Source organism: Cellulophaga sp. L1A9, from assembly GCF_009797025.1.
Classification (GTDB): Bacteria; Bacteroidota; Bacteroidia; order Flavobacteriales; family Flavobacteriaceae; genus Cellulophaga.
The window spans coordinates 1,122,835-1,135,013 of the sequence record NZ_CP047027.1; the positions used below are offsets into that span (position 1 = coordinate 1,122,835).

Annotated in this window: 12 protein-coding genes; all 12 read left to right on the forward strand. The window is 33.4% G+C overall.

Going from position 1 to position 12,179, the window contains the following annotated elements; all coding sequences use genetic code 11:
• The 12 genes from GQR94_RS04835 to GQR94_RS04890 all read left to right on the forward strand — a co-directional run bounded on the left by GQR94_RS04835 (position 1) and on the right by GQR94_RS04890 (position 12,160).
• Complete coding sequence (locus GQR94_RS04835) at positions 1-540, forward strand: TerB family tellurite resistance protein (protein WP_029444890.1); 540 nt, start codon at positions 1-3, stop codon at positions 538-540.
• Between the two features lie 49 nt (positions 541-589).
• On the forward strand, positions 590-1,162 hold the full coding sequence (locus GQR94_RS04840; protein ID WP_158974410.1) for a PD-(D/E)XK nuclease family protein: 573 nt from the start codon (positions 590-592) through the stop codon (positions 1,160-1,162).
• Between the two features lie 92 nt (positions 1,163-1,254).
• Positions 1,255-2,835: a type I restriction-modification system subunit M gene (locus tag GQR94_RS04845; RefSeq protein WP_158974411.1), complete on the forward strand. Its 1,581-nt coding sequence runs from the start codon at positions 1,255-1,257 to the stop codon at positions 2,833-2,835.
• Positions 2,835-4,184, forward strand: a complete 1,350-nt coding sequence (locus tag GQR94_RS04850; RefSeq protein WP_199271536.1) for a restriction endonuclease subunit S — start codon at positions 2,835-2,837, stop codon at positions 4,182-4,184. The genes GQR94_RS04845 and GQR94_RS04850 overlap by 1 nt, the downstream gene beginning before the upstream one ends.
• A 192-nt stretch (positions 4,185-4,376) precedes the next feature.
• The gene (locus GQR94_RS04855) at positions 4,377-5,918 is read left to right on the forward strand and encodes a Fic family protein (RefSeq protein ID WP_158974412.1); all 1,542 of its coding nucleotides are present in this window, start codon (positions 4,377-4,379) and stop codon (positions 5,916-5,918) included.
• On the forward strand, positions 5,919-8,822 hold the full coding sequence (locus tag GQR94_RS04860; protein ID WP_158974413.1) for a type I restriction endonuclease subunit R: 2,904 nt from the start codon (positions 5,919-5,921) through the stop codon (positions 8,820-8,822). It begins immediately after the preceding gene.
• A gap of 74 nt (positions 8,823-8,896) precedes the next feature.
• Complete coding sequence (locus GQR94_RS04865; protein WP_158974414.1) at positions 8,897-9,337, forward strand: hypothetical protein; 441 nt, start codon at positions 8,897-8,899, stop codon at positions 9,335-9,337.
• A 237-nt stretch (positions 9,338-9,574) separates the two neighbouring features.
• The gene (locus GQR94_RS04870; protein WP_158974415.1) at positions 9,575-9,784 is read left to right on the forward strand and encodes a helix-turn-helix domain-containing protein; all 210 of its coding nucleotides are present in this window, start codon (positions 9,575-9,577) and stop codon (positions 9,782-9,784) included.
• Positions 9,784-10,110, forward strand: coding sequence for a HipA N-terminal domain-containing protein (locus tag GQR94_RS04875; protein WP_158974416.1), 327 nt, complete (start codon positions 9,784-9,786; stop codon positions 10,108-10,110). The genes GQR94_RS04870 and GQR94_RS04875 overlap by 1 nt, the downstream gene beginning before the upstream one ends.
• The gene (locus GQR94_RS04880; protein ID WP_158974417.1) at positions 10,110-11,096 is read left to right on the forward strand and encodes a type II toxin-antitoxin system HipA family toxin; all 987 of its coding nucleotides are present in this window, start codon (positions 10,110-10,112) and stop codon (positions 11,094-11,096) included. Before GQR94_RS04875 ends, GQR94_RS04880 begins: the two co-directional genes overlap by 1 nt.
• Positions 11,097-11,226: 130 nt before the next feature.
• On the forward strand, positions 11,227-11,490 hold the full coding sequence (locus tag GQR94_RS04885) for a GIY-YIG nuclease family protein (RefSeq protein WP_158974418.1): 264 nt from the start codon (positions 11,227-11,229) through the stop codon (positions 11,488-11,490).
• A gap of 274 nt (positions 11,491-11,764) precedes the next feature.
• Positions 11,765-12,160, forward strand: a complete 396-nt coding sequence (locus GQR94_RS04890; RefSeq protein ID WP_158974419.1) for a hypothetical protein — start codon at positions 11,765-11,767, stop codon at positions 12,158-12,160.
• The last annotated feature ends 19 nt before the right edge of the window (positions 12,161-12,179 follow it).

Here is a 12,179-nt window from a genome sequence, read left to right on the forward strand (position 1 = left end):
ATGGAAACAATAAATTTCAACAAACTTTTACTTAAAACGGCGTTTTCATGTATGGCCTGTGACGGAGTTATTGACAAGCGTGAAGTAAAATTGATTCAACAATTACATAAAGAAAATAAAATTTTTGGTGAGATTGATATTAACTCTGAATTTGATACTTTATTACTTGCTATAAATAAGGATAATCAACATTTTCTAAAAAATTACTTCAATGAACTTAAATCATCTGAGCTATCAGAATCCAATGAATTAAAATTAATTGAAGTTGCAATTGCGACCATTAAAGCAGATGATATAATTGAATATAGCGAAATCAAGTTTTTCAAAATTATCCGTTCTAAATTAAAAATTGACAATGAATCAATTCTTGAAAAACATCCTGACTTTGAAGATTACCTAGAACAAGACATTATTAGTGATTCATATTTGAAACGAATCCAAGATGATTTTTTTGACACTCATACTTCAAATGAATTTGAATTATTTAATAAAATAGATGACACCATAGATATTATTACATCTAAAAATTCAAAAAAATAACCTCTTTTGTATTGTACCAAGCACAAACCATTTAAATAATCAAATGACTATGAAACTACCAAGCTTTTTTATTGATGATTATGACTCCATGAAATATGAAGAAACCATAGATTTTTTTATGTCATGGACCATTCACTGTGCCGATGAAATTTATAAAGATGTAAATGCTAACGTACATGAATCTGCCCGAAAAATTCTCACACAACTTTTAGCTTACAATAATGCCAATAATTTAGTCTTTACAGATATTAAAGTTTCAAAACAGTTAAAAAATATTGATCTATGGATTGAGTTAAAGGTTGATAAAAAAGAGAGAATTTTGATTATCGAAGATAAAATGTACTCTAATATTCATAACAATCAATTACAACGAAATAAAGAAATAATCGTAGAACACTATGGAGTCGAGAGATCAAAGGATGTTAAATATGCATTAATACGACCAGATCACACCTTTGAAGTTCGAGATGAACCAATTCTTAAAAAGTCAAACTTTGTTTATTTCAACCTAGAACAATTAGCAGACTGTTTAGAAGAAAAAAGAACAGGACATGATCTGTTTGATGAATTCTGGTTTAACTGGACACTGGACAGTGAAGAAAAACGAGAGAAAAAAATATAACTAATTAGTATCGTATTTCATTCACAATTACCCTAATTTTTAATCTAAACTGCTATCTTTAAACTCTAATTTAAGTACAACAAACCAAATTAATGACAGCACAAAAAGCACAGCTAGAACAGCAACTCTGGAATATTGCCAACACCCTACGTGGCAAGATGGATGCCGATGATTTTAGAGACTATATATTAGGTTTCATTTTCTACAAATACCTGAGTAAGAAAATGGAGTTATATGCCAATATTATTTTAAAACCAGATCAGTTAACTTTTGATGATATAGAAGGTCATGAAAGTGAAGAAATTCTTATCAAAGAAATAAAAAGTGCGGCTTTAGATAAATTAGGGTACTTCTTAAAACCCTCAGAATTGTTTAGCGAGCTTGCTCGCAGAGGAAATGCTGGCGGTAAAAGTCAGTTTATATTGGGTGATCTTGCCAAGGTATTGAGCCATATTGAGCAAAGTACTATGGGTACCGAAAGCGAAGACGATTTTGGTAACCTTTTTGAAGATTTAGATTTAACAAGCTCTAAACTGGGGAAATCTGAGAATGATAAAAATGAGCTGATTGTAAAAGTATTGACCCATTTAGATGAGATAGATTTTGACCTAGAAAATACGGAGAGTGATGTTTTGGGCGATGCCTATGAATACCTTATTGGGCAATTTGCTAGTGGTGCAGGTAAAAAAGCAGGCGAGTTTTATACCCCACAACAAGTATCAAACATTTTAGCACAACTGGTAACCGTAGGGAAAGACAAACTTAAATCTGTTTATGACCCTACCTGTGGTTCTGGTTCTTTATTATTACGTGTAGCCAAACAAGTAAAAGAGGTTAGTGCTTTTTATGGGCAAGAAATGAATCCTACTACCTATAACTTGTGTAGAATGAACATGATTATGCATGATGTGCATTACAAAAAGTTTGATATTAAAAACGAAGATACCCTAGAACGCCCTCAACATTTAGACGAGCGTTTTGAAGCTATTGTAGCCAACCCACCTTTTTCTGCAAAGTGGAGCGCTAGCCCACTGTTTATGACCGATGATCGTTTTTCTAACTACGGAAAACTAGCGCCGAGTAGTAAGGCCGATTTTGCTTTTGTACAACACATGGTGCACCAATTGGCAGATAATGGTACTATGGCATTGGTATTACCACACGGGGTTTTATTCCGTGGTGCTGCAGAAGGGCATATACGTAAGTACTTAATTAAAGATTGTAATTATTTAGATGCGGTGATTGGCTTACCGGCAAACATATTTTATGGCACCAGTATCCCTACGTGTATTTTGGTGTTGAAAAAGCAAAGAACAAATAAAAAGGAAGTCTTATTTATTGATGCCAGCCAACATTTTGAAAAAGTAAAAACACAAAATGTATTGCGTGAAGAAGATATAGCGAAATTACTTACCACGTATAAAGACTATACAAACGGACAGTTTGATACTGCTAATATAGAAAAGTACAGCCATGTAGCACAGCTATCTGAAATTGCTGAAAACGATTACAACCTAAATATACCAAGGTATGTAGATACGTTTGAAGAAGAAGAACCTATTGATCTTGAAACGGTAAGCATAGAACTGCAAGCAATTGCAGAGCAAAGCCAAGCCACAGATGCCACCATCGCCAGTTTCTGTAAAGAATTGGGCATAAACACTCCGTTTTAATGGCAGCGCATACAGACAAACCAACGCCGTCATTGCGAGGAGGAACGACGAAGCAATCTGTTGAAACCAAACAGTCACTGCGCATGGAACGCAGTGAAGCGAAGCACTCTGTTGATGCTACACGCACGCTTGTACCAAAACTCCGTTTCAAAGAGTTTGATGGGGATATAGTTAAATACTTATTCAGTGATATATTTCTTTTTTCTACAGGAAAAAATATAAAACAAAATGAAGCGTCACCTGAATTTGAAACTCCCTGTGTCCGATATGGCGAATTATATCATATGTATAATGAGGTGATTAATGATGTAATTAATAAAACAAATCTTGATAAATCAGAACTACTGTTTAGCAAAGGTGATGAAATATTACTTCCTTCAGCAGGTGAAGACCCATTAGATATTGGTTCGGCTTCTGCCTTAACTCTAGAAAATATTGCTATAGGAAGAACAATAAACGTTTTAAGACCTTTAAACAAGAATATTTATTCTCAAATCTACGCTTCTTATTATATTAATCAAAAATTAAGAAAAAAGATATCAACTTTAGCTAAAGGTTCAAGTATTAGTAATGTATATAATTCTGACTTAAAGACATTAAAAATCAATCTTCCTTCCCTCCCCGAACAACAAAAAATAGCTTCTTTTTTAAGTGCGGTAGATGAAAAAATACAACAACTCACCAAAAAGAAAGCCCTTTTAGAGCAATACAAAAAAGGGGTCATGCAACAATTGTTTTCTGGTAAACTAAGGTTTAAAGATGAAAATGGGAAGGCGTATCCGGATTGGGAGGAGAAACGATTGGGGGAAATAGCTTCCTTTTTAAAAGGAAAAGGAATCTCAAAAGCAGACCTTTCATTGAATGGCAAGCTAAAGTGTATAAGATATGGCGAATTATATACTGTTTACGGAGAAACTATAGATAAGGTTTTCTCTAAAACGAATGTCGCAGAAAAGGAATTAGTAATGAGTGAAAAGGGTGATGTTATTATTCCTGCGTCTGGAGAAACTCAAATTGATATCGCAACGGCTTCCTGTGTTATAAATGCCAATATTGCACTTGGAGGGGATTTAAATATAATACGAAGTGCAAATAATGGCATTTTCTTAGCTTACTATTTAAATAGTGCTTTGAAATTTGATATAGCTCGCTTATCACAAGGTGTTTCTGTTGTGCATCTATATTCAAGCCAACTCAAAACATTAAAAATAGGTGTTCCACAAATTGAAGAACAACAAAAAATCGCTACTTACTTATCTAATATCGATACCAAAATAGAAAGCGTAAACAACCAAATAACCAAAACCCAAAGCTTTAAAAAAGGGCTGTTGCAGGGAATGTTTGTTTAGAAAACATGAAAGACTATTGCGCATGCTTTTTGTATTATATTTTGTTTTGCGCACGTTTTTTTAGTCTAGCGCACGTTTTTAATTAAAATTTTTGCGCACGTTTTTTTTTAAAAAATAATAATGCGCACGTTTTTTTTATTTTGCGCACGCTTTTTTAGTTATATTTGAGTATAACGTATAGAATACTAAACCATGGAAATAGAGATACCTTCAATTAAAACATCCGTATTCCAAGGTAACACCACACCTGAAAACGGGAAAATAGTGGGTTATGGTGCCATTATAGAAAAATTGAAGTTACCCATACCATTTCCAAATACATTATCTCTAATTACTGAAAAAAGTAAAAAATACAATACCGATTATTGGAAAGTTTTTCCAGCTTCATACCAACCAGAAGAAACCTTATACAAACAACTAGTATTTGCAATTAAATATGAGGGCATTAACCTTTTAGTGTTTAAATCGTTATTTAATACCATTTCTAAAAATGAAATAGAGACCATTTTAAATATAGAGCCAATGGGCCAATACAGCCGAAAAATTTGGTTTTTATATGAATGGCTGCAACAAGAGGAAATTAATGTAGCGGTTGATTTAAAAAAACGCAAATACATTCCTCTATTAGATACTAAAATACAATACGCAATAAAAGGAGAGGAATCCGTAAGACAAAAAATTATAAACAACCTTCCCGGAACAAAAGACTTTTGCCCATTAATATTTAAAACCAAAAAATTAGAAAATCATATTAATGCTAATGTATCTGGCAAAAAAAATGCATTGCTAAATAGTATCCATAAAGATGTCTTACAAAGAGCATCTTCTTTTTTATTGTTAAAAGATTCTAAAGCTTCATTTACCATAGAAGGCGAAAATCCGGGAAATAATAGGGCAATGCGTTGGGGAAAGGCCATTGGTCAGGCAGGTCAAAAAACATTAAGCATTGAAGAATTAATTCGCTTACAGCAAATAGTAATAGAAAACAGTAGGTTTATAGCTATGGGGCTACGAAAAAAAGGAGGATTTGTTGGTGAACATGACCGCGTAACAGGCGAACCTATTCCGGACCATATTTCCGCCAAAGAAGATACTATTGAACAATTATTAAATGGATTAATTGCTACCAATGAAGCATTGCAGGACGATACCTATGATGCCGTGTTAGCAGCAGCTACCATAGCATTTGGCTTTGTTTTTATTCACCCCTTTGTTGATGGGAATGGCCGTTTACATCGGTATATTATTCATCATATTTTGGCAAAAAAGGCCTTTACACAACAAGGTATTATTTTTCCTGTGTCGTCATCCATACTGGACCATATTGATGATTATAAAAACGTTTTAGAATCGTATTCACATCCCTTATTGGACCATATTGAGTGGAATGAAACCGAAGATCATAATGTAGAGGTTACAAATGACACTATAGATCTTTACCGTTACTTTGATGCCACTAAACAAGCGGAATTTTTATATGATTGTGTGGAAGATACTTTAAAACGTGTTATTCCGGAAGAAGTAACCTATTTGCAAAACTATGATGATTTTAAAAAATATATAGATAACCATTTTGAAATGCCGGATAAAATGGTTGCTATTCTGGTTCGTTTTTTAGAGCAAAATGATGGGGTATTATCAAAAAGAGCTTTAAAAAAGGAATTTTCAGCGTTAAAAGAGAAAGAAATTGAGGAAATCGAAACGAATTATAATAGCATTTTTTTAGAAGCATAAATGAGCCATCAATCCGAAACCATACTAGAAAACAACCTAATCCAACAATTGGTTGGTTTGGGTTACACCGCTGTAAAAGTACCAGATGCTACTGCACTTGTTGCTAATTTAAAAAGTCAGCTTGAGGCATTTAATAAAACCTCCTATTCTAATAAGGAATTTGATGGGATCTTAAATCATTTAGAAAAAGGTAAGGTGTTTGAAAAAGCCAAAACCTTACGGGATAGGTTTAGTTTTATCAGAGAAAATGGCGAGGTGTGTTATGTGCGCTTTTTTGATTCAGAAAATTCGAATAACAACTTGTTTCAAGTTACCAACCAAATAAGCTTAGAGGGTTCTTATAAAAACAGGTATGATGTAACGCTGTTAGTAAATGGCTTGCCTTTGGTGCAATTAGAATTAAAGCGTAGAGGTATTGAAATTAAAGAAGCTTTTAATCAAATAAACAGGTACCAATTACATAGTTTCTGGAGTACTCATGGCTTGTTTCAATATGTTCAATTATTTGTAATTAGTAATGGTGGTAACACAAAATATTTGGCAAATAATGAGTTACAGTCGGTTTTACAGACCTTCTTTTGGGCAGACAAAAACAATAAACGTATTACGGAGCTGCCTGAATTTGCAGATGCATTTTTAAATATTGATCATTTAGGTAAAATGATTGCGCAATACGTGGTCATTAACGAAACCTACAAAAACATGATGGTCTTGCGCCCGTATCAATACTACGCTACTGAGGCTATCATTCATCAAGTAAAGAACACTACTGAAAACGGCTATATTTGGCACACTACAGGTTCAGGAAAAACATTAACCTCATTTAAAGCAAGCCAAATTTTAATGGATTTGCCAGAGGTGTACAAAGTAGTTTTTGTGGTAGATCGTAAAGATCTAGATTACCAAACCATGAAAGAGTTTAATGCTTTTAAAGAGGGCAGTGTAGATACTACAGAGAACACCACGAGTTTGGTGCATCAATTTCTAGGGAAATTTAAAGATAAAAAAGGCGTTCGTAAAGATTCCGATTTAATCATTACCACCATTCAAAAATTAAACAATGCTATTTCTGGGCATAACAAAACCAAATTAGCGCCTTTAAAAAACGAACGTTTCGTATTTATTTTTGACGAATGTCACCGTAGTCAGTTTGGTGACACCCATGCAAGAATTACAGAATTTTTTAGCAACAGCCAATTATTTGGTTTTACAGGGACCCCAATTTTTGCAGATAATGCTTCTAAAAACGACTTAGGGAAGCGTACCACCAAAGATTTATTTGGCAATTGCCTTCATAAATATGTGATAACAGATGCTATCCGCGATGAAAATGTATTGCGCTTTGCCATAGAGTATATTGGTAAATACAAAAACAAGAGTAAGACTTTTATAGATATAGAAGTAGAAGATATTGATAAGAAAGAAGTGCTAGATTCCCCAAAGCGATTAACTAAAATTGCAGATTACATTATAGCACATCACGATCAAAAAACTTTCAGCAAGGCATATTCTGCTTTGTTTGCTGTAAGTAGCATTGATAATCTTATCAAGTATTATGATATTTTTCAGCAGAAAAAAGAAGCTGGCGAACATAATTTGCGCATAGCTACCATATTTACCTATGGCACCAATGAAGATAGTACTGACGCTCAAGATTTCTTGCCTGATGATGCAGAGCTCTCTATGGCAGCAGAACCCCAAGAAACGTACAAACGAAGCCATTCAAGAGATAAGCTAGAAAAGTATATTGGTGATTACAATGCCATGTACAGCACCAGCTACACTACAAAAGACCAACAACAATTTGAAAACTATTTTAAAAACATTAGCAAGCGTTTAAAAGAACGTGAAAAAATAACGTTTAATGATGAAAAAGACCGTTTAGATATTGTTATTGTAGTGAACATGATGCTTACCGGTTTTGATGCTAAAAAGGTAAACACATTGTATGTTGATAAAAATTTAAAGCAGCATGGCTTAATACAAGCTTTCTCTAGAACTAATAGAATTTTAGGAGACCAAAAATCTCAAGGAAATATTTTGTGTTTTAGAAATCTAAAAAAGGCTACTGACGATGCCATTACCTTATTTTCAAACAAAGATGCTATTGAAGTGGTAACCATGCCAGATTATGAGGTAATTGCAGAAAAGTTTGATGAAGCGCTAAAAAACCTACGAGAAATAACACCCACTTACCAAAGCGTTAATGACTTAGCTACGGAAAATGATGAAGCTGCTTTTGTACAAACATTCAGAAGACTTTTAAGAAACATGAATGTATTACAGTCCTACTCAGATTTTGATTGGGATGATTTACCAATAAGTGAGCAAGAATTTACAGGTTACCAAGGAAAATACAGAGATTTATATGATAAAGTAAGGCGGGCTAACGCAAAACAAAAAACATCAATCTTAGCAGATATAGATTTTGAGTTAGAGTTGATACACAGCGATACTATAAATGTAGCTTATATTTTTATGCTATTAGCGAAACTTAAAAATGCAAAGTCGTCTGAAGCAAAGGCACAGAAAAAAGCAATACTAGATCTTTTGGGGGGCGATACCATGTTGCGTAGCAAACGTGAACTTATCGAAAAATTTATAGATGAAAATCTACCAAAAATTGATGACACAGATACTATTCAAGATGAATTTGAAACCTATTGGCAAGAGCAAAAAGTACTAGCACTGGGTAAACTTTGTGACGAAGAGAATTTAGATAAAGCACAGTTTAAAGCCTTAATTGACACGTATATCTATAGTGGACAAGAACCTATAAAAGATGACGTTTTTAAATGCTTAGACAATAGACCAAGTATTTTAAAAGCACGTGAAATAGGTGAACGCATTTTATCTAAAATGAAAGAGTTTGTACAAGTTTTTATAGAAGGTATGACGGGGTAATATAATTAGCGCTATCATCTATAGCCTTCCGGAAAATTGTAGTATCAGATCATATAAATGAAAAGCCTTGCAAATTGGATATAAATTTAATCTTAAATAAGATAAACTTTGTTAGTAGATATAAAGAAATCTGTCTGGATTATAATGATTATGAAAATAGACTCCGTGGTAGGAATACAAAGCGGTATCTCGCTATTCTAAAAACATTGGATGAAAATTTCTCATATGTATCAAAAGATAAATTCTTTACCTTAAAATATGAATATGAAGCATTTGAACTAAATTTAGGATTAGTTGTAAATGACGGTCTTGTTGAGCCTAGTCTATATGTAATCCGAAATGAGGATTGGATACTTTACAATAGATTTGATTTTATTTCAGAAAAGTTACATCCTGGCTTTCGAGAAAATTTTAATCTTCCAAAATACAAAACAGAAGCCGAACTTGAGGCGCTACTAACTGAAATTCTTAAACTTTATAAAGATATTAGGGTAGCGTTTGTGAAAGATTTTTGATAATGATAAATGGAATTGGAGTAATTGTAGACAGCATAGAAGAAAAATGATAGAATTGTTTGTTAAGCATTTAGAAAATATTTCTTAAATATTCAAACACATAATAGTGCAATAAAAAGCACTATTAACAAATTAAGTATTCTGAAAATTCAAAAAACCACAAATAGTGCTTTAAAAAGCACTTACCCTAGGTTTAAATTATAAAAAGGCATATTTTTATATAAAAAGAGCCATATAATGCACTCAAAAGATTTAATAGAAGCTATAAAAACACGTAGAGACAATCTAGATGTAACACAAGAACTACTTGCAGACCTTTCTGGTGTAGGTTTGCGTACGCTTAAACAATTTGAAAGCGGTAAAGGAAATCCAACCCTAGAAACGTTACAAAAATTGGGTAATGCATTAGGTATGGAATTAACATTTACGATTAAAGAACTTAAATAATGAGACAAGCTGAGGTTCTATATAAAAAAGAAAAGGCAGGCATGTTGACACAGTTAGACGATGCCAGTTTTGTATTTACGTATCAAGATAGTTGGTTTAACGATATTAATAAACCAGCAATTAGTTTAACCTTACCTAAAACACAACAAAAATATACGTCTAAACATTTGTTTTCTTTTTTTTATAATATGTTACCAGAAGGCTCTAACAAGCAAACGGTTTGTTTTCAAAACCGTATAGATACCAAAGATCATTTTGGCATCTTGTTAACGACAGCAAAACAAGATACTATTGGTGCAGTAACTATTAAAAAACTAGACAAATAATGGCAATACCACAAATTACAGTTTGCCCAAGTACACTTGCTAAAGAGAATGATTCTTATAGTAACACTGCTTTAAGACGTGTATTTAATGGTAAAAAAGTAAGTCCTCTTTTACCTTACGATTCCCCAACAAGCAACGACATTACAGATGCGCTGTTTACAGAAAACAGAAAACGCATGTCTATTTCTGGTGTGCAAGAAAAATTTTCGGTCCTATTAGAAAAAAACAAGTTACGTTTAGTAGAAGAAAACGAACAAGGACAATACATATTAAAACCAATACCTAAGGTTGGTAAAAACGCCAATCAAATGCCAGCAAACGAGCATCTAACTATGCAAATAGCAAGACAAGTATTTAATATAGAAACTGCCGAAAATGCACTCATCTTCTTTAAAAATGGTAATCCTGCATATATTACAAAACGGTTTGATGTAAAAGAAGATGGTCATAAATGGGCACAAGAAGATTTTGCATCTTTAGCACTACGAACACCACAAACACATGGCGAAGATTTTAAATATAGAGGTAATTATATAGAGCTGTTTACTATTTTAAAAAAGAATGTTCCAGCCTATGCTGTAGAATCGATTAAACTATTTAAGCTTATTCTTTTTAATTATTTGTTTTCTAATGGCGATGCGCATTTTAAAAACTTCTCACTAATAGAAACACCTTTAGGCGATTTTAAATTAAGTCCGGCTTACGATTTACTAAACAGTAGATTACATATAGACGATAAAGATTTTGCTTTAGAAGATGGTTTATTACCACCTAATTTAAAACAAGGTAAGTTTACAGAACAGTTTTATGTGTTAGGCGAACAAGCAGGGATTTCAAAAAAACAAATATATAACGTATTTAAATCTCTAATGGCTAAAAGTGATGCCGTATTAAAATTAATTGAAGCTTCTTTTTTAGATGAAAAAGCGAAACGAAATTACAGCCAAGCCTACCAAACCCGATTAAAAAAATTACAACGTCCATGAGTTACGAATATTCAGAAAATGGATTAAAGCTAGCGCAATACAATAGAATAAATCCATCTGTTACCTAAGAATATCAATTAGACAGATTGCTTCCGCAAATTGCCGTGTCGTCCCTCCTCGCAATAACACCATGAAACTAGGTTTTGTATACATTCTCGCTAATAAAAACAATACCACACTCTATGTTGGGGTGACTAGTAATTTGCTACAGCGTATGGAACGGCATAAAACAAAGTTTTATCCAAAATCATTTTCTGCTCGGTATAACACAAACAAATTAGTGTATTATGAAGCCTTTCAAAACATAGGTGATGCTATTGCCAGAGAGAAACAATTAAAAGCAGGAAGTAGAGTCAAAAAAATAGCCTTGATAGAAAAAGAAAATCCTGATTAGGAAGACTTAATCAAACAAGTAACAGATTTCTTCGGCGAAAGTGCCTCGCAATGACGAACACAACTGTCATTGCGAGCGTAACATAGTGTAGCGCGGCAATCCGTTGAATTATTAATTCCCAAGACAAAATTTCAATATTTTTTCTAACTAAATAGCACTATATAATCACCTAATTTTTATGCCCTACGGAAAACCGCAAGGTTATTTTGTTTTATGATTTTATGTTTGTTAGGAACTTTGAAGCACCAAGCTTTTCTAACACCGCTACCAACACATGGAATGGATTCTTAAACTTGTTTTTCTAGGCATTGTGATTGGTATTGTTAGAAAATACCCTAAGATTAGTATTGCACTAGCATTATTAGGCTTGCTCATCTACAGTCAAAAGCAAGATGCTGTTGAGGAACAGCGCACAGCTCCTACAGAAATTTATTCCAACAAAACGTATACGTCTCCTGAAGCACCAACAAGCTACCGCTCTAAGGCTTCCCTTAAAAGTATAGAAACGGAATTAGGAATCTCCCAACCCGTTACAACAAAACCCCATAAAAAGGCTGTACCTACAACAGTTAGAGTGGGCGCTATTTGTAATGATGGCACTTCTTCTAAAGCTACAGGCAGAGGCGCTTGCTCTCACCATGGCGGCGTAGCCTATTGGCTTTATGAATGAGGTCTATGTTTAACGCCTA